17 protein-coding genes are annotated in these 17,427 nt (G+C 54.0%); 7 read left to right on the top strand and 10 right to left on the bottom strand.

What is annotated here, in order from left to right; all coding sequences use genetic code 11:
• Positions 1-26: 26 nt before the first annotated feature.
• A complete protein-coding gene (locus tag H142_RS0100085; RefSeq protein WP_169331778.1) occupies positions 27-1,742 on the bottom strand; it encodes a tetratricopeptide repeat protein in 1,716 nt (571 codons plus the stop codon).
• Positions 1,743-1,822: 80 nt separating this feature from the next.
• On the bottom strand, positions 1,823-3,529 hold the full coding sequence (locus H142_RS0100080) for an electron transfer flavoprotein-ubiquinone oxidoreductase (RefSeq protein WP_017930048.1): 1,707 nt from the start codon (positions 3,527-3,529) through the stop codon (positions 1,823-1,825).
• A gap of 213 nt (positions 3,530-3,742) precedes the next feature.
• Between H142_RS0100080 and H142_RS13650 the strand changes: the two genes are divergently transcribed.
• The 3 genes from H142_RS13650 to H142_RS0100065 all read left to right on the top strand — a co-directional run bounded on the left by H142_RS13650 (position 3,743) and on the right by H142_RS0100065 (position 8,298).
• Complete coding sequence (locus H142_RS13650; protein ID WP_051048528.1) at positions 3,743-5,722, top strand: DEAD/DEAH box helicase; 1,980 nt, start codon at positions 3,743-3,745, stop codon at positions 5,720-5,722.
• A gap of 402 nt (positions 5,723-6,124) precedes the next feature.
• Complete coding sequence (gene rimK, locus H142_RS0100070; protein WP_017930046.1) at positions 6,125-7,534, top strand: 30S ribosomal protein S6--L-glutamate ligase; 1,410 nt, start codon at positions 6,125-6,127, stop codon at positions 7,532-7,534.
• Positions 7,531-8,298 carry a uracil-DNA glycosylase gene (locus H142_RS0100065; protein WP_017930045.1) on the top strand — a complete coding sequence of 256 codons (768 nt, stop codon included), beginning with the start codon at positions 7,531-7,533 and terminating at the stop codon, positions 8,296-8,298. The genes rimK and H142_RS0100065 overlap by 4 nt, the downstream gene beginning before the upstream one ends.
• On the opposite strand, the gene H142_RS0100060 is transcribed toward H142_RS0100065, so the two are convergent.
• Positions 8,295-9,515 (bottom strand): kynureninase, encoded by a 1,221-nt coding sequence (locus tag H142_RS0100060; protein ID WP_017930044.1) that lies wholly within the window; start codon positions 9,513-9,515, stop codon positions 8,295-8,297. The genes H142_RS0100065 and H142_RS0100060 overlap by 4 nt on opposite strands.
• 62 nt (positions 9,516-9,577) lie before the next feature.
• On the opposite strand from H142_RS0100060, the gene H142_RS13645 reads away from it, so the two are divergent.
• Both H142_RS13645 and H142_RS0100050 read left to right on the top strand, forming a co-directional pair.
• Positions 9,578-10,531: an alpha/beta hydrolase gene (locus H142_RS13645; protein ID WP_017930043.1), complete on the top strand. Its 954-nt coding sequence runs from the start codon at positions 9,578-9,580 to the stop codon at positions 10,529-10,531.
• A 10-nt stretch (positions 10,532-10,541) separates the two neighbouring features.
• Positions 10,542-10,994: a hypothetical protein gene (locus tag H142_RS0100050; RefSeq protein WP_156811834.1), complete on the top strand. Its 453-nt coding sequence runs from the start codon at positions 10,542-10,544 to the stop codon at positions 10,992-10,994.
• 3 nt (positions 10,995-10,997) lie between these two features.
• Here the strand turns inward: H142_RS0100050 and H142_RS0100045 are convergent, their stop codons facing one another.
• The 3 genes from H142_RS0100045 to H142_RS0100035 form a co-directional block, all read right to left on the bottom strand.
• Complete coding sequence (locus H142_RS0100045) at positions 10,998-11,576, bottom strand: TIGR04282 family arsenosugar biosynthesis glycosyltransferase (protein WP_017930041.1); 579 nt, start codon at positions 11,574-11,576, stop codon at positions 10,998-11,000.
• Positions 11,573-12,241 (bottom strand): glycosyltransferase, encoded by a 669-nt coding sequence (locus H142_RS13640; protein ID WP_017930040.1) that lies wholly within the window; start codon positions 12,239-12,241, stop codon positions 11,573-11,575. Before H142_RS13640 ends, H142_RS0100045 begins: the two co-directional genes overlap by 4 nt.
• A gap of 89 nt (positions 12,242-12,330) precedes the next feature.
• Positions 12,331-12,720 carry a hypothetical protein gene (locus H142_RS0100035; RefSeq protein ID WP_017930039.1) on the bottom strand — a complete coding sequence of 130 codons (390 nt, stop codon included), beginning with the start codon at positions 12,718-12,720 and terminating at the stop codon, positions 12,331-12,333.
• Positions 12,721-12,859: 139 nt separating this feature from the next.
• Between H142_RS0100035 and H142_RS0100030 the strand changes: the two genes are divergently transcribed.
• Positions 12,860-13,459: a ribonuclease HII gene (locus tag H142_RS0100030; protein WP_017930038.1), complete on the top strand. Its 600-nt coding sequence runs from the start codon at positions 12,860-12,862 to the stop codon at positions 13,457-13,459.
• Positions 13,460-13,594: 135 nt separating this feature from the next.
• Positions 13,595-14,674: a site-specific DNA-methyltransferase gene (locus H142_RS0100025; protein WP_017930037.1), complete on the top strand. Its 1,080-nt coding sequence runs from the start codon at positions 13,595-13,597 to the stop codon at positions 14,672-14,674.
• Here the strand turns inward: H142_RS0100025 and H142_RS13635 are convergent.
• From H142_RS13635 to H142_RS0100005, 4 genes are all read right to left on the bottom strand, one after another.
• Positions 14,671-15,549 (bottom strand): alpha/beta fold hydrolase, encoded by an 879-nt coding sequence (locus tag H142_RS13635; protein WP_017930036.1) that lies wholly within the window; start codon positions 15,547-15,549, stop codon positions 14,671-14,673. The two genes, H142_RS0100025 and H142_RS13635, sit on opposite strands and share 4 nt — an antisense overlap.
• Positions 15,546-16,163, bottom strand: a complete 618-nt coding sequence (locus H142_RS0100015) for a metallophosphoesterase (protein ID WP_267878805.1) — start codon at positions 16,161-16,163, stop codon at positions 15,546-15,548. The genes H142_RS13635 and H142_RS0100015 overlap by 4 nt, the downstream gene beginning before the upstream one ends.
• Before the next feature lie 68 nt (positions 16,164-16,231).
• Entirely contained in the window at positions 16,232-16,933 is a 702-nt protein-coding gene (locus H142_RS0100010; protein ID WP_026147654.1) for a crotonase/enoyl-CoA hydratase family protein, read from the bottom strand.
• A 41-nt stretch (positions 16,934-16,974) separates the two neighbouring features.
• Positions 16,975-17,367, bottom strand: a complete 393-nt coding sequence (locus tag H142_RS0100005; protein WP_017930033.1) for an endonuclease domain-containing protein — start codon at positions 17,365-17,367, stop codon at positions 16,975-16,977.
• Between the last annotated feature and the right edge of the window lie 60 nt (positions 17,368-17,427).

Here is a 17,427-nt window from a genome sequence, read left to right as displayed (position 1 = left end):
CCCTTGCCTCCACTGCGGCCCTCAGCCTAAGGCATGCCTGCCGCAGCATCCAGACCGCTCTTAAGCTTGACATTTATGCGGGCTATTTCTTTTTCCGTTGGGTCTAGATCCAGAGCGCGGCGCCATTGATATCCGGCTTCGCGTTTGCGGCCCAGCTTCCAATAAACGTCACCCAAATGATCAGTGATTGTCGCACTGGTCGGGTCTTTTGCGGTTGCGTCCTCGAGATGGATCATCGCCTCATCATATTGACCCAGCTTGTAATGCGCCCATCCCAGACTATCGATAATCGCGCCGCTTTCAGGCTCGAGTTTAACGGCGGTGCGGATCATACCAAAAGCTTCGTCAAGGTTTTCGCCGCGCTCAACCCAGCTATATCCCAGAAAATTCAGGGCGTCGGCATAATCAGGTTTTAACGCCAATATGCGGCGCAGATCCGCAACAGCCTCATCCCAGCGTCCCAGTTCCTGCAGACAAATCGCTTTGAAATAAAGCGGCTCGGGATTAGCCGTCAACTCGGCCTCATTCATTTCGGCCACGAGCGCCGTATATTGCGTCAAAGCGGAGGCATAATCCTCTTTTATCAAATATCCCCGTCCCAAGGCTTCGCGCACTAGAAAGATCGGATGATCATCAACCAGTTTCTTCAGAAGGCCAACGGCGCGGTCATCCTGCTTGTCACGAAACAACAAGGTCGCGCGCGCCAGACGTGCCGTGACAGAAAAATCTGAAGAGTCTTTAATCTGCTGATAGAGGGCCTCGGCCTCGGTCACGCGCTCTTCACGTTCTAAGACATTGCCCAGCCAGATTTTACCGAAATCCTCATCCGGGCTCATGATCAGCGCGATGCGCAGGTAAAACTCGGCCAAATTATGCGCGCCGCCTTCGCTGAAATAAGCGCCTGCCGGATCAATTAAAGAGCGGCCCGCATGGTCGGCTGCTGAGAATTTTTTAGTCAAAGGCTTACCGGAGTTCAAGCGGGTCAGAGCCGAATAGATCGGGCCGGATTCAACGCCGCCGCGGCGTCCGGAAAAATCTTCAAGCACCGCGGTTGCGCCCTGCATATCGCCGTTTTGTGATTTGTATCTGGCCTCAGACATAATACGCAATATCGGGCTGACCCCAGTACCGGATACGGTTTTAAACGCGCGCTCCGCTTGCTCTGTCTGGCCGGTCTCGCCATAGATAATCGCTTTTTGCAGGGCCGCGATCACATCAAAATATCCCCCCACTTCAATCTCGTTAAAGATTTCAAGCGCGCGGGTTGAATTGCCCTGGCCATATTGCGCCCACGCCTCCATCATCGCCATCAACACGCCGAGCGCGGGGTCTTCGGGCTGCTGAGCCAGACGCTCAGAAGCCGTATCATATTTGCCGCGGCGCATATTATATGCGGACAAAACAATTCGCGCCATCGGTTCTGTCGCGTCCAAAGATGTCATCTCAATGGACAATGTGCGCGCCAGCGTCATATCACCGGCCAGTACCGCAGAGCGGATAGCCTCCGACCCCAGCTGTGCATTTTTAGGATCGCGGGCAAAGGCGGCAGAAAAGAATTTAGAGCGGGCCTGCGCATCTTCGATATTATCGGCATATTTGCCTGACAGATAATCACCGAAAAGCTTGGCTTCGGGCGGGCTTTCAGTAAAGCGCAATTCCTGCGGAGAGGCCGCGCAGGCACTGGATATAACGGCAACGCCGAAGAGGGCCATGCAGGCCGCGCGGATCATGGAAGATGTCAAAGTCATACCCTTTATAGTGACGGCGCAGCCGCCATAGACCAAGGCCGTAACACAGCCTTTTATATTAAAATACTGCAGGATTACATATTGGGATAATTCGGTCCGCCGCCACCTTCAGGCACAGTCCAGACAATATTGCGGCTCGGATCTTTCAAATCACAGGTTTTACAGTGAATGCAATTTTGCGCATTGATATTAAAGCGCGGATTGGAACCGTCATCATCACGCAAAACCTCATAGACTCCGGCCGGACAATAACGCTGCGCCGGTTCGTCATATTTGGGCAGGTTCACATCAATCGGAATGCTGGGATCAATCAATTTCAAGTGACAGGGTTGGTCTTCGCTGTGATTGGTATTGGTGAAGCTGACATTGGTCAGACGGTCAAATGTCAAAATGCCGTCAGGTTTGGGATAATCGATAACCTTGTGTTTCGACGCGAGCTGCGTCGATCCGGCGTCGTCTTTTTCGTGCTCCAACGTTGTCGACAATTTGCCCTTAAATAAATTCACAAGAGCGCCAATAAGGTTGACCTTAAATATTGTGGCCAGCCACATATCCGGTCCGCCCAGCATCATACCGCCAAGGAGCGGCCCGAAGCGCGAATTAAGCGGCGCAACATTGCGAACGGGTTTCAGATCTTGACCGACTTCACCATTACGAATGGCGGCGTCATAGTCAGCCAACTCATCCGATGCGCGGCCCTGTGTAATCGCCTTATAAGCAGCCTGAGCCGCCTCAATCCCGCTATGCATGGCGTTATGATTGCCTTTAATGCGCGGCAGGTTAACCATTCCTGCGCTGCAGCCCAGTAACGCCCCGCCGGGAAATATAGTTTTCGGCAAAGACTGGATGCCGCCTTTGGTCACGACGCGGCCGCCATAAGCAATACGCTTGCCGCCCTCAAGAAGGCTCTTGATAGACGGATGCTGCTTCCAGCGCTGAAACTCTGCATAAGGATACAAATGCGGGTTTTTATAATCCAGATCGACAATATAGCCGAGAAAGACCTGATTGTTTTCCGCATGATATAAGAATGACCCGCCGCCCTGTTTAAAGCCCAGCGGCCAACCGACCGTGTGCAGCACTTCGCCTTCGCGGTGGTTTTCGGGTTTGATCTCCCAAATTTCTTTCATGCCAAGGCCGAATTTGCCCGGTCCACACTCTGCTTCCAGATCAAATTGCTTGCGCGCAATTTGTGACAGCGAACCACGCGCGCCTTCAGCCAAAAACACATATTTGCCGTGTAGTTCCATGCCCGGCTCATAGCCCTCGCCCTTGCTGCCGTCTTTGGAGATGCCAAATTCGCCGGCGATCACGCCTTTGACGCTGCCATTATCATTATAAACAAGGCCCGAACAGGACATGCCGGGGAAGACCTCAACGCCCAATTGTTCAGCCTGCTCCGCCATCCAGCGGCAGACATTGGCCATAGAGACAATGTAATTGCCGTGATTATGCATGAGCGGCGGCATGATAAAGCCCGGGAGCGGCATAGCGCCTGCGGGGCCGAGAATATGCAGCTTGTCGGTTTTCACTTGCGTCTTAACCGGCGCGCCTTTTTCTTTCCAGTCCGGCATAAGGCGGGTCAGGCCGGACGGATCCAGCACGGCGCCGGAGAGGATATGCGCGCCGACTTCGGAGCCTTTTTCTAAAACAACGACATTGATATTCTCGCCGCCGAGCTGTTTTAACCGTATTGCGGCGGACAGTCCGGCCGGACCTGCGCCGACAATGACGACATCATATTCCATGCTCTCGCGGACATGTGTTTGGGCTTCGCTCATGTGAGTCTCCGAATTTTTTATCTCTTTTGCCCTAATCGCTTATAAATTCCAATGTTTTAACGTCGCATTTGCAAGGTCTATGCTGTCAACAGGGCTAGTTTTCTCCCCCTATACGCCATAGGAGAGGCGCGCGGCGCAGTCCGCGACATATATTTGCGCGAAAAGTCGCGCCAGCCTCCTGCCGGAACGCTCCGTTCTCCGCGAAAGATTATAATGACCGCTTCCTCTGCCGTGCATCCCGCGCTTCAAACCGCCCTCGACACCAAAGGCTATGAGACCTTAACGCCTGTGCAAACGGCGGTCATCGCTGATGAGCTAACGGGCCGCGATATGCTGGTCAGCGCGCAGACAGGCTCCGGCAAAACTGTCGCTTTTGGTTTGGCTATGGCCGATACTCTGCTGGGTGACGCGGACAGGTTTTCGCATGAAGACTCTCCGCTCGCGCTGATTATCGCTCCGACGCGCGAGCTGGCCTTGCAGGTCAAACGTGAGCTCGACTGGCTCTACGCCCCGGCGGGTGCAAAAACGGCCAGCTGCGTCGGCGGTATGGATATGCGTGATGAGCGGCGCGCCCTCTCTAGAGGCGCCCACATTGTTGTCGGCACGCCCGGCCGTTTATGCGATCATATCAAGCGCGGCTCTCTTAATCTTGACGGCATTCAGGCCATCGTCTTGGACGAAGCCGACGAAATGCTGAAAATGGGCTTTCGCGAAGAGCTGGATTTGATCCTCAACGCCGCGCCCGATGAGCGCCGCACCCTGATGTTCTCCGCGACCGTTCCCAAATCCATTCTGGGCATGGCCAAGAAATATCAACGCGACGCTGTGCGCCTTAACACGGCCGCCGAGTCCAAACAGCATTTAGACATTACCTACCGCGCGCTCACCGTCGCGCCGTCCGATACCGAAAACGCCATCATCAATATTCTGCGCTATTACGACGCTAAAAACGCGATCGTCTTTGGTGATACACGCGTGGCGGTGAACCGCATGGTCTCGCGCTTTAACAATCGTGGTTTTAAAGTTGTCGCCTTGTCGGGTGAGCTGTCCCAAAAAGACCGCAGCAGCGCGCTTCAAGCCATGCGCGACGGACGCGCTAAGGTCTGCATCGCGACGGATGTCGCCGCGCGCGGACTTGATCTACCTGATCTTGAGCTGGTGATTCACGCAGCTCTCCCCAAAAATTCTGAAATCCTGCTTCACCGCAGTGGCCGGACGGGCCGCGCGGGCCGCAAAGGCACATCCATCATGATCGTGCCGAAAAACAAATTCCGCAGCGCCAACCGCCTGCTTGAAGGCGCTAAACTGAAAGCGGAATGGGGCAATCCCCCCTCCGCCGAAGACGTTACAAAAATGGATGACGAGCGTTTGATGAACGATCCGATCCTGTCCGAAGAGATTAACGCACAAGACGCCGAGACGGCGGGCCGTCTGTTGCAAAAATTCAGCCCTGAACAAATCGCCAGTGCATTTGCCCGCCAATACCGCTCTGCCCGCAGTGCACCCGAAGAGCTGATGGATGTCGATACGCCCGATTATAAATCGCGCGGCCGCGATGGCGGCAAAGGCAAAAGCCGCGAAAAGCGCGAGCCGCGCTCGCGTAGTGATTTTGATAATGGCATTTGGTACCAGATCAATGTCGGCCGCAAGCAAAAGGCAGAGCCGCGCTGGATATTGCCGATGCTCTGCACATCAGGTGATTTGAAGAAAACCGAAATCGGCGCGATTAAAATCAGCCAAGGCGTGACCTTCTTTCAAATCGCGCAAAGCGGCGAGCAGCGTTTCTCCGCCGCCATTGGCGACACAGGTAAGCTTGAGAAAGCCATCACGGCTACCCGCCTTGACGGCAAACCTGATTTCTCCGCAGAGGACAGCCGTCCTGAATTTAAGCCGCGTGATAAATCGGCCTATCCGAAAAAATCCAAAGATAAAAAACCGCGCAGCCCGCATAAAAAAGATAAATTCGCTGATCAGGGCAAATATGAAGGCAAACGCAAGGATAAAAAAGCCAAGCGCGAGTTTGATCCCGCCGCAGACGATCAGCGTCCATCGACGCCGAAAAAGCCCAAGCCTAAATATGAAGGCGGCGATAAGCCCAAATCAAAATCCAAACGCCCGCCGTCAAATGCGTCGTTTAAACCCAAAGGCAGTGATACAGGCAGTTTCAAACGCAAACCCCGCAAACCGGAATAGGGTTTGGAGTTTGGAGTTTGGAGTTTAGGTTAATCGCCACCTTCTACCGAGCCGATAAAGGCTAGCAGTATTAGTGCCGAAGTAATTTTATAAACTCTTTTCTAAATACTTTCTCACACATCACCCCGCCGGAGGGCGGGGCCTAGAATAACAAAGTTTCGTTATGAGAGAATAGAGTCTGGATTAAAGAACGTGCTGTTCTCCAAAATTCAATTTATCCAAGCCCTTAAATCGCTGACTGGGTCCCGCCCTCCGACGGGATGATGGTATGAGGGTTTGGCGCTTCACCTTCGATAGTGATTATAAATTGATATAAAACTGCCAGCCCCCATCCTCTTATACATCCACAGTTTAGGCAGGATTTAGACTCGGCACGATAAGCCGATTACGCTAGGCACGCATATGACTGACGAAATACAAAAGACCTCCGCCGCCACATTCGCTTTGGGCTGGGAAGAATGGGCCGCTCTGCCCGATCTGGGCCTGCCTGCGATTAAGGCCAAAGTCGATACAGGGGCGCAGACCTCGGCGCTGCACGCGGTTGCGATTGAGCCCTTTGGCGGAGAGAAAAACCCGCAAGTACGCTTTGTCGTGCATCCTGATCCCGACGATCCCAGCGTTGAGATTATCTGCAGCGCCAAAGTGCTGGGCCGCCGCACAGTGGTGAGCTCTAACGGGGTGGCCGAGTCACGCTATCTGATCTCGACTAATCTGAAGATCGGAAATCATATTGCTGAGACGCAGTTTACGCTAACGAACCGCGAAACAATGGGCTACCGCATGCTCATCGGGCGCTCCGCTATTATGCCCGATATGATGGTTGTGCCGTCGCAGTCTTTCATCAATCCGGTTTTAAACTTTGATATTTACCGCAAAGGCCGCCGCAAAACCCTGAATATGAAGCGTCGCCCGCTGCGCATTGGGATTTTAACTCAAGAGCCGAATAATTACTCCAATCAGTCTATGATCCGGGCCGCAGAAGCGCGCGGCCATGTGGTTGAATGTATCGAGACCTCACGCTGTTACATGGCGATTAATACCCATAAACCCGAAGTACATTTTGAGGGAAAACCCCTGCCGCGTTATGACGCCATTATTCCGCGCATTGGCACGCGCATGACGTTTTACGGCATGGCCATTGTACGCCAGTTTGAGACCATGGGCGTGTATTGCCTGAACGGCGCCGCCGCCATCGGCGGCAGCCGCGATAAACTCCTCGCGCACCAAGTGCTTGCCATGCATAATATCGGCATGCCTAACACTGCATTTGCCATGACATCACGCGATACCAAAGGCATCGTCAATTTGGTCGGCGGATCGCCCGTTGTTGTCAAACTTCTGGAATCCACACAGGGCAAGGGCGTGGTTCTGGCCGAGACGAAAAAAGCAGCCGAATCCCTCATAGACGCCTTTCGTGGTTTAAACGCGCATTTTCTGGTTCAGGAATTTGTCAAAGAGGCCAGCGGCACCGATATCCGGCTTTTCGTCATCGGCAATAAAGTTGTCGGCGCGATACAGCGCACGGCGCAGCCCGGCGAATTTCGCTCCAACCTGCATCAGGGGGGCTCGGCCAAGAAAATACGCGTCACAAAAGACGAGCGCCGCACCGCGATAAAAGCCGCGCGGGTTTTAAAATTAAATGTCGCAGGCGTCGATATTCTACGTTCTGATACCGGCCCCAAAGTTTTGGAGGTCAACAGCTCACCGGGCCTCGAAGGCATAGAGAAAGCCACGGGCAAAGATATCGGCGACGCCATTATCGAGCATATCGAAAATAACGTCTCGTCTATCATGCGTATTGGAAAAAATTGACGCCGCGCACGGATATATCAGCTGCGTTTGAGAGCGCGCTCAAATGGTGGGACGACGCCGGAGTCGACACGCCGGACATCATGATGCCGGCCAAACCTAAATTGCGGCGCGAAGCGGCGCAATTGCCCGCGGCGCAAAAGCCCTCCAAAACATCTATAGCGAGCCCGCCCGCAAATATGGACACGCAGGCCATCGCGCAAAGCGCGCCGACGCTGCACGCGCTACGCGAAGCGATCACCAATTTTGGCGCCGGTGATTTATCGGCCAATGCAACGCAATCGGTGTTTTGCCGCGGCAATGCCAAAGCCGATATCATGGTCATCGGCGAAGCGCCGGGCGCAGAGGAAGACCGCGCGGGCAAACCTTTTGTCGGCCAATCAGGGCAATTGCTCGACAAGATTTTCGCGTCTATCGGGCTAGGCGAAAATGATATTTATATCACCAATGTGATTAATTACCGCCCGCTCGGGAGCCGTAAACCGAGTAGCGAAGAAATCGCCCTGTTCCGCCCTTTCATTACCCGCCATGTGCAGCTGGCCGCGCCGAAATTTATCGTGCTTGTCGGCGGCGTGTCTCTGGAGGCCATGACCGGCCAAAAAGGCATTATGAAACTGCGCGGTCAATGGCAGGATATTGATCTGGGCGACGGTCAAACCATACCCGCCCTGCCCGTCTACCATCCCGCCTTCCTGCTCCGCCGTCCCGAGTTAAAGGCTGATATGTGGCGCGATATGCTCAGTTTGAAGGCACGGATGGAGAGTTAAGTCACCTTACTGCGGGCATGAAACTCTGGTCTGTCCCACTCTCCACTTGCAAGTAAATCACCGAGCGCATCCATCACGTCCCAGACATCGGCGTAGCGAATATAAAGTGGCGAGAAGCCAAAGCGTATCGTGTCGGGGGTGCGGAAATCCGTGTGATAACCGCGGGCATGAAGCGCGCGGGTGATGGGATATCCATTATCGATTTGAAGGCTGACATGCCCGCCGCGTTGTGCAGCCTCGCGTGGAGAGCTAACCGTCAGGCCCAGCGCGTCGGCGCGGGCAATACACAGACCGCCCAGCGCGCCGGATTTTGCGTCAAGCGCCGCCATATCGACGCCATCAAAACTTTCCAATGCGCCGTCCAAAGCGCAAAGCGATAGGATGGGCGGCGTGCCGGAGGCAAATCGCGCGGCGCTGTCTTGCGGAGTATAATGCGGATTAAAATCAAAAGGCTTGGCATGACCCATCCAGCCCGGAAGCGGCGTATTTAAGTTTGGAATTAAATCCTGTGCCGCATAAATAAATGACGGCGCGCCCGGCCCGCCATTCAGATATTTATACGTGCATCCCGTCGCAAGCTTGGCCCCGACGCCGTGCATATTAAACGCCATAACGCCCGTAGCGTGGCTCAGATCCCAGATGATCAGCGCGCCGGATTTACGCGCAAGCGCCTCATAGCCGGCCATATCAACCCGCGCGCCGGACCGGTAATTGACTGCGCTTTTGATATAGACGCCGCCCTTTGCGATGGCGGCTTTATCCCCGCCGTCTTCAACACGGTTACACTGAATTGCGGCCATATCCGCAAAGCTTTGCGCGATATATTGATCGGTTGGAAACTCGTCGGCATCAACACAAATTTGGCGCGCGCCTTGGGTCAAGGGCAATGCGCTGGCGGCAAGTTTAAACAGATTAATCGAGACCGTATCGGTCACCATGACTTCGCCGGGCGCGGCCCCAATCATAACCGACAGACGGTCACCCAGATTGGCCGCCAGATCAAACCAGCCTGCGCTGTTCCATGATCCGACAAGGCCGTTTGCCCAAGACTGGCGCGCGCATTTATCGACAGCTTCGAGCGCGGCTTTGGTCGGCGGTCCAAGCGAGTGCCCGACCATATAGGTGACGCCGTCCGGCAGGATAAAATTATCCCGCGCGGGGGCTAACGGGTCGGTCTTATCGGCGGCAATGGCCTGTTCTCGGGTAGTGATATTCATCCGATTGTTTTGCATGACAGCCTAGTCAATTGCCAGTAGAGTCTGGGCAAAGGAACCGCCATATGACATTATTGAAAACCCTGCCTCTCGCCGTGCTTTTGCTGTCCGCCTGTCAGGCCAAAACGCCAGAACCCACGGCCACGACTCCTGTTAAGGTCGAGGTCCCTATCGCCATAGCCAAACCCGTGATGAGCTGGGGCGATCTGACGTCGCGTACCAAACCTGCTCCCACGACCAGCGTTACATTTGGCGATGCAGAGACGGATATCGTGGATGTCTGGATTCCGCAAAGCAAAGGCCCTCATCCTGTTGTCATCATGGTGCATGGCGGATGCTGGCAAAAGTCTATCGCCGATCGCACATTGATGAATTACGCTGCCGAACATTTACGGGAAAACGGCATGGCCGTGTGGAACATCGAATATCGCGGCGTTGACGAAGAAGGCGGCGGATATCCCGGAACCTTCATAGATGTCTCACGCGCTGCGGATCTGCTTCCTGACTATGCGCAGAAATATAATCTGGATCTAAACCGCATTGCCGGGTTGGGTCACAGCGCCGGCGGGCATTTAATCACATGGCTGGCGGGGCGTGAAAACCTGCCCGAAGGCAGCGCGCTGTATACCAAGCCGCAGATTGATTTGATCGGGGTGGTCAATTCCGGCGGACTGGCGGATTTAGATGCGTCAGAACCGCTCACCTTACCCGGCTGTCTGACGTCGATAAAAGACTCGCTGACCGGATTACCCAACCGGACACGCGCCGACGTTCTGGCCGAAACATCCAGCGACCGTCTGCTCCCGATGGGCGTCATCATTCATAGCGTTAATGGCGCGCGCGACACCATCGCCCCACCTGTGCTGGGACAGCAATTTACAGCGAAAGCAACTGAGGCAGGCGACGCAGCCTATATTCACATCATTGCTGATGAAGGCCATGTCGAGCTGATCGCCCCCGGCAGCGTCGCTTTTGACAAACAGACTAAAATTCTAAAAGATATGCTTGGAGTTAAATAGGGAGGAAACAATGCCAGCGTGGAAAGCCGGACGGGGTAAAATGGGATTCATGGCTCCGCTTATCGGAACTTGGGTCGCCACCGTTTCCGATACACCGATGGGCAAAGTTGTATGCGAGCGGCACTATAGCCCCATTTTGGACGGGAAATTTATCCGTCTGGAGGCCAATTGGGACATTGGCGAGGGCAAAAAAACCTATCAGGAAATCGCGCATTACGGCCTAAACCGCGACAAGATTCCAACGTTTTGGTCATTTACCAGCGATGGCGGAACCTCTATCGGGACGCTGGCTGATGTGTCCGATATGCATGACGGCGCGATGGGGTTTAGCGCGCACATGCCGTCCGGCCTCGCCCGTTTTGGCTTTTGGCCGACCCAGACCGGCATGATGTGGGCCGCCGACGCGCAAACGAAAACAGGATGGTCATCCATGATCCGGCATGACTGCGTGCGAGTGGAGTGAGGGCTAGCTCTGCCGCACCTGTCTCAACGCCTCTATATCATCGACATCAATGAGCGTGCGAAGGTAAGCCACGCGGCCGACACAATTGCGCTGCACATCGGCGAGCGCGGTGTCCGTTGACCATGCAATATTTTCAAATAGTGCGCTATCGACAGGGCCGTTCGCTGCAATGAGCCAAAAGCCGCCATCGTCACAGGGGCCGAAGACCAGGTCATTATGGCGCAGCAATCTCAGCGCTTGGGCTATATCGCGCGCGCGGATTTGAGGCGCGTCTGTTCCGATGACAATCACCGGGCCTTTGGCGGCCATGGCGCGGGTCAGACGCGGCGACAGACTGCCGCTGCCCTGCAGTATACGGCGTAGATCATCAGGCCACACCCCGCCGAATTTTGCGCTGGCCGCCGCATCGGGCGCGACCCAAAGCTGTGTCTCCCATCTGGGGTCGCGCGTCCGGCGAATGACGGCGCGGATCATGGCGCGGTAAAGCCGGTTTGCGTGGACTTTCCCAATGCCCGCAGCCAGACGCGTTTTCGCGCCGCCCAGAACCGGGGCTTTGGTAAAGACAACAAGGCGCGGCGTCATGAATACCGTTTCGCGATGTCTTGCGCGCTCTCGCCTTTTAAATAGGCGATAATCAGGCCCAGATTAGAAAATGTCCGCCTGCGATATCCGTCGCGGCGATATTTTCCCGCATCGGTCGTAAGATGCCCGCCAAGTGTCTTTATGCGATACCCGCCAAGCCGTCGGATCATATCGACATCCTCAAACAGGGGTTGTCGGTTATATCCGCCGACAGAGTCATATAAATCCTTGCGAATAAACAGGCCCTGATCGCCATAGGGCAGGTTAAGCCACATACACCGCATCCCCACCCAAAACTCGGTAAAGCGCGGCCATAGCCCCGTGTCATCAAGGCGGAATTGAAAATAGCCTGCGCGCTGAGGATGGCGGGCCATATGACGCTCAAGCAGCGCCGAGACATTCTCCGGTAACTCGCTGTCCGCATGAACAAAGAGCAGCCAATCCTGCGCCCCCGCGCCGCTATAGGCCGCGCCGCGCGCCAGTTGATGGCCGCGCCCTTTATGCCCGCAGACAATCCGCGCGCCGTGATCAATTGCTATGCGCAAAGCTGCGACGTCAGAGCCCCCGTCACTCACCACAATTTCGATATTTGCGGCGCGCAGATTGTCCAGAAGCGGGGCAAAGCGTTTTGGCGGGTCAAGCGAGGGAATGACGGCAAAGATCATAATCTATGCCTAACGCGGTTAATGATAGGGGCAAGAAAAAACCCGCCTTGGCATCCAAGGCAGGCTTAAACTTTTCGTCAGCGATGAGGCTAGCCTTGGTCGCCGGCCTCTTCGGAAGCTTCATTGCGAATAGCGTCGTCGACGGCTTCGCCATCTGCGTCCATTTCAGATGCAAGTGTCTCGACAGCGTCCGGCTTCGGCGTACGCTCGACATAAATCATGCAAAAATCGCCAATGCTGGTCTTGCGGACTGTGCCGCCCTTACAGTCATAAACGCCTTTAAGCTCGGCATAGTCTTCGTCATTCTGGAATTCTTCAGCAATAAGCGGAACAAAGCAGACTTTGCCGTCATTAACTTCGATCAGATCGCCACCCTGCGCCGTACATTCTGCGGGGGTTTCAACTGCTGATGCAGACGCTGCGAGTGCAGCTGTCATAAATGCGCCCGCGGCCAAAATTGCGAAACGTGATTTAATCATCGTGTTCTCCTACACTTTAAATTTGCGGCCTGCCTTAGCAGAAGCCTAATGTGTCAAAAAGGCTAATTTCTGCATTTTAGCAGGAATCAGTCCATAAATTAATGCCATCATCAAGATGAACAGGCCTTGAAGGACGTCTATGCCCGACTTGACTTATGAATGCCGTCTACCGGGTCTTGTCGCGGGAATTGACGAAGCCGGACGCGGGCCCCTTGCAGGGCCTGTTGTCGCTGCGGCTGTCATCCTCCCGCGCCAAGGCTGGCCGGACGGACTCAACGATAGCAAGTCTTTATCGCGCACTGCGCGTGAACACTTGCTGAACGCATTACAAAAGACAGCATTAATCGGTGTCGGATTTGCAGAACCTGAAGAAATTGACCGCATTAACATCCTCGGCGCAACCATGATGGCCATGCAGAGGGCCCTTCTCGCCCTGCCGGTCACGCCCGATAGCGCGCTGGTCGACGGCAACCGCGCGCCGGATTTACCTTGCCACGTTCAGACCTTGGTCAAAGGCGATTCGCTATCGCTGTCCGTCGCAGCGGCCTCCATCGTCGCCAAAGTTACACGCGACCGTTTGATGGTGTCGGCGGATAAACGTTTTGCCGGTTTTAATTTATCCCAGCATAAAGGCTATCCGACCGCCGCTCACCGCGCAGCCGTGGCAGATCTGGGCCCCTCGCCTTTACACCGCTTGTCATTTGCGCCTTGCGCGGCTGCGCGCGTTAACAGGTCTTAAAAAATGGGGTGTGGATATTAACCACAATTGACAAAACCTTAACGCAAAGCTCTAAAAAGACGAAGACTTTCAATTCTTTACACCTTGATAACCATATCGCTGCACTCATGACCTCTACACAGCAAAGAGCGAATCATGAGCGTCATCAGCACAAATAGAATTATTCAAGGCGACTGCATCCAGGAAATGAGCCGTCTGCCCGATGAGTGCGTAGATTTAGTTTTTGCCGATCCGCCCTATAATCTCCAGTTGGGCGGAGACCTGTCGCGGCCCGATAACAGTAAGGTCGCGGGCGTCACCGATGCCTGGGACCGTTTCGACACGATGGACGCTTATGACCTCTTCACCCATGAATGGATGACCGAGGCGCGCCGCATCTTAAAACCCAATGGCGCGATCTGGGTCATGGGTAGCTATCACAATATATTCCGCGTTGGCGGTATCCTGCAGGACCAGGGCTTCTGGATCCAAAATGATATTATCTGGCGCAAGACGAACCCTATGCCCAATTTTCGCGGCACACGGTTTACCAATGCCCATGAGACTCTCATCTGGGCAACTAAGAATGAGAAATCACGCGGCACATTTAATTATGACGCGATGAAAATGCTCAATGAAGGCGTGCAGATGCGCTCCGACTGGACGCTGCCAATTTGTACAGGTCACGAGCGCCTCAAAGGCGAGGACGGCGCAAAAGCGCATCCGACCCAAAAGCCGGAGAGCCTGCTGCACCGCGTGCTGCTATCCTCCACAAATCCGGGCGATATCGTTCTTGATCCGTTTTTCGGCACAGGCACGACCGGCGCCGTCGCCAAAAAACTGGGCCGCAAATGGATCGGTATTGAGCGTGAAGACAGCTATATCGCTCACGCCAAGCGCCGCATCGACCGCATAACGGCCTCAAATGCAGAGAGCCTTGAAGTTACCCCTTCAAAGCGCAGCGCGCCGCGCGTCCCGTTCGGCACAATTATCGAGCGCGGCCTGTTACAACCCGGCGACAAACTCTTCTCCCCGAATGGTCGCCACGTTGCAAATGTGCGCGCCGATGGCAGTTTGGCTACATCAGATACACGCGGCTCCATCCATCAGGTCGGCGCCTATGTACAGCAGGCTACGGCCTGTAACGGCTGGACTTACTGGCATTTCAAAACGGATAAGGGCATGGCCCCGATTGATCTTCTGCGCGCGCAAGTCCGCGAGACTATGCCGGGTTAAGACAGCTTCGCTTTTGCCAGCACGTCTTTGAGAATTTCAATGGCAAAGTCCGGCTCTTCAATCGGGAAGAAATGGCCTTTTCCATGATAAAATTCACATGTTCCTCCTCTAAGGTTACGCTGCATTTTGGCGCGCGTGCTTTTCGTTGAGGGCCCAAATTTCTCTGCGTAAATCAGACGGCTATTGGCAGGTAAGGCCGTAGCAGCCTTGTAGATATTATGGCTTTGCGCCGCATATATGGCTTGCTCCCATAACGGATCACACGACAGCTCTACGCGCCCGGCCGGAAGCGCCGTCAGCCCCCCATTCAAATAGTCATGCAGGCTCTGATCTGAAAAACTCTTAAAAGCGCCCCGGCCTTGATACCGGTCAAATATGGCGGCGTGACTGTCAAATTCCCGCCTTCGCGACCCGGCTTTACGCGCCAAAGCAAAGCGCCGCATGGTCAATTGCCTAAACCATTCAAAGCGCGATAACAGACGGGGCGCATCCGGAAGGGTTACAGGATCAAAACCGGCATATCCGGCATACATGCCGCCTTGTTTCCGGGCGGCTAATATAGCCGAAACGGCGCCCATACTATGCCCCGCGACAACCACTGGCGACGTCACGTAAAGACGGATAAACTGCGCAATATCATCACCGAAAATATGAAACCCCGACAGAGCTTTAAAATCCGGCAGCGGCAAAATAGACTGTCCGTGACCGCGCAGGTCCAGCGCAATAACGGGCACGCCCAGAGGATCTAATATAGCGCGGTAAGTCTGGGCGTTAAATCCGTTCGCGTGACAAAAGATCATCTGCGCCGGGCCTTCTGGGCCAAAATGCAAAGCTGATATTTCGCCGTCAGATAGGGCGTATGATTTACGGATCACGGCGTTTTACACCTTTGTTTATACTCTTTTTGGAGATCTTTGATTTTCACAATTGTTAGAGTGTTTGATATGCAGGCGCCTGTATCCATAAAATATCGATTTTTAACCCATTGAGGCTGGCGCAGCGGTGTATGTCCATGAAGCGTAAAGTCGACGCCTTTAACCCTAAAGTCCGGCTTGTTTCGTAATATACGCCGTCCCCATAACATGACGTTGATGCTTTCAAACTTATCGCGCGATTTACGCCAGTTGCGGCCATGCGTTTCGGCATGACATATCCCGACCGCGCCATTTTTCACGGCGAGTGTTATGGCAATCGGCAAATCCTCGAGTCGCTTGACCCAATCGGCCAGCTCGGATTTAGAGAGTTTTTTCGTCCATTTCCCATAGCTTTTCCAAAAGCTATGTTCCGGCCCCATGCGGTAAGCCTCGATCAACATTTGTTCGTGATTGCCGCGCACCATATGAAACCATGTCTCGTCCAGCAGTTTCAAACACTTCACACTATCCGGCCCGCGGTCAATAATATCCCCGACAGAAAACAGGCGGTCTTTTTTCGGATTAAATCCAACATTGCGCAGCTCTTTTTTCAAAAGCTTATAACAGCCATGAATATCACCGACCGCAAAATCACGGCCTTTTTTATTGGCTTTTACAAATTTATGAATGAGGCAATCCCGAGTTAAACAGCGTGGATTTTGGCCGGATCAAGATCGTCTTCAATCGCTTGATCCAGAATTTCAAAAACGGCTTTACGCGAGCGGATTTTGGTATTGCTAAACGCGTCTTTATTGAGCTGCGCAAACATTTGCGCAGCCATCGGGCCGGCCATAGCCCACTGCTCTTCGGGAACAACGCGGTCAAAAAAGCCGGCATGAATGGCGCCTTTGGGATCAAAGATTTCGGCATTGATGACGCAGCGGTTAAAGTAATGCAGCGGCAGGCGGTAGCGGGCCAGCTCGATACCAAAATTATGCATGGTCATGCCGATCATGGTCTCATTCAGACCGACTTTAAAGCTGCCGGCCTTGATCATACGATAATCACAGGCCAGCGCCAGAAACGCGCCCATGGCAATACTGTGCCCGCTCGCCGCATAAATGACGGGGCGGGGAAAGGCTAAAATCCGGCGGGCCAGTTTTGACCCTAAAGAGGTCAGCGTCATGGCCTGCTTCGGCCCGGCCTGCATTTCTTTGAGGTTAAAGCCGCCGCTCATCATGCCGTCGCGTCCGGTCAAAACGACAATCGCGCCTGCGTCTTCAGCGGCGTCCAAAGCATCGTTAAGCTCGCCAATCATCGCAGTCGACAGCACATTGGCTTTGCCGTCATCCATCGTGATTATGGCAACGCCGTTTTCAATTTTCGTTGTTACTAAATTTGTCATATTTATTGTCTCCATGAGGATGTCGCCACCCCCTCCGAGCGCTACGCGCTCACCTCCCCCGCCTTGGCGGTGGAGGCCGCAAGATGCGGCTCAAGTTTTATATAAAGGTCGTCCAACACGGAATCGACCTCATGGTAAATTTCATCATTGGAATAACGGTAAACCGTCCATCCCAAATTATTTAAATATTCAGTTCTAATTTCGTCTTTTTTCACGCCAACTTCAAAATAATGACTGTCACCATCCACTTCGATTATCACTTTTATTTTTACGCAAGCGAAATCAGTAATATATGGTCCAATTGGATGTTGCTTTCGAAAATGCAGTCCGAAAAATTGTTTGGCTTTTAGCTTATGCCATAATGTCCATTCTGCTTCAGTCAATTTTTTCCGTAACGCCTTCGCCTGACCTCTTGTTTTAGGGTTAGCTTTCATCTGGCTCCACCGCCAAGGCGGGGGAGGTGCTGAGACCCAAGGTCGAAGCGGAGGGGGTGG

Origin of the sequence: Robiginitomaculum antarcticum DSM 21748, assembly GCF_000365025.1 — a bacterium.
Lineage (GTDB): Bacteria > Pseudomonadota > Alphaproteobacteria > Caulobacterales > Maricaulaceae > Robiginitomaculum > Robiginitomaculum antarcticum.
The sequence above is the reverse complement of the archived record's forward strand: the minus strand, read 5'-3'. Positions and strand labels throughout refer to the sequence as shown.

What these genes read in the sequence shown, in the direction of transcription:
- H142_RS0100080 (WP_017930048.1), bottom strand. Translation starts at nt 3,529, where the DNA reads ATGAGCGAAGCCCAAACACATGTCCGCGAGAGCATGGAATATGATGTC.
- H142_RS13650 (WP_051048528.1), top strand. Translation starts at nt 3,743, where the DNA reads ATGACCGCTTCCTCTGCCGTGCATCCCGCGCTTCAAACCGCCCTCGAC.
- rimK (WP_017930046.1), top strand. Translation starts at nt 6,125, where the DNA reads ATGACTGACGAAATACAAAAGACCTCCGCCGCCACATTCGCTTTGGGC.
- H142_RS0100060 (WP_017930044.1), bottom strand. Translation starts at nt 9,515, where the DNA reads ATGAATATCACTACCCGAGAACAGGCCATTGCCGCCGATAAGACCGAC.
- H142_RS13645 (WP_017930043.1), top strand. Translation starts at nt 9,578, where the DNA reads ATGACATTATTGAAAACCCTGCCTCTCGCCGTGCTTTTGCTGTCCGCC.
- H142_RS0100050 (WP_156811834.1), top strand. Translation starts at nt 10,542, where the DNA reads ATGCCAGCGTGGAAAGCCGGACGGGGTAAAATGGGATTCATGGCTCCG.
- H142_RS0100045 (WP_017930041.1), bottom strand. Translation starts at nt 11,576, where the DNA reads ATGACGCCGCGCCTTGTTGTCTTTACCAAAGCCCCGGTTCTGGGCGGC.
- H142_RS13640 (WP_017930040.1), bottom strand. Translation starts at nt 12,241, where the DNA reads ATGATCTTTGCCGTCATTCCCTCGCTTGACCCGCCAAAACGCTTTGCC.
- H142_RS0100035 (WP_017930039.1), bottom strand. Translation starts at nt 12,720, where the DNA reads ATGATTAAATCACGTTTCGCAATTTTGGCCGCGGGCGCATTTATGACA.
- H142_RS0100030 (WP_017930038.1), top strand. Translation starts at nt 12,860, where the DNA reads ATGCCCGACTTGACTTATGAATGCCGTCTACCGGGTCTTGTCGCGGGA.
- H142_RS0100025 (WP_017930037.1), top strand. Translation starts at nt 13,595, where the DNA reads ATGAGCGTCATCAGCACAAATAGAATTATTCAAGGCGACTGCATCCAG.
- H142_RS0100010 (WP_026147654.1), bottom strand. Translation starts at nt 16,933, where the DNA reads ATGACAAATTTAGTAACAACGAAAATTGAAAACGGCGTTGCCATAATC.
- H142_RS0100005 (WP_017930033.1), bottom strand. Translation starts at nt 17,367, where the DNA reads ATGAAAGCTAACCCTAAAACAAGAGGTCAGGCGAAGGCGTTACGGAAA.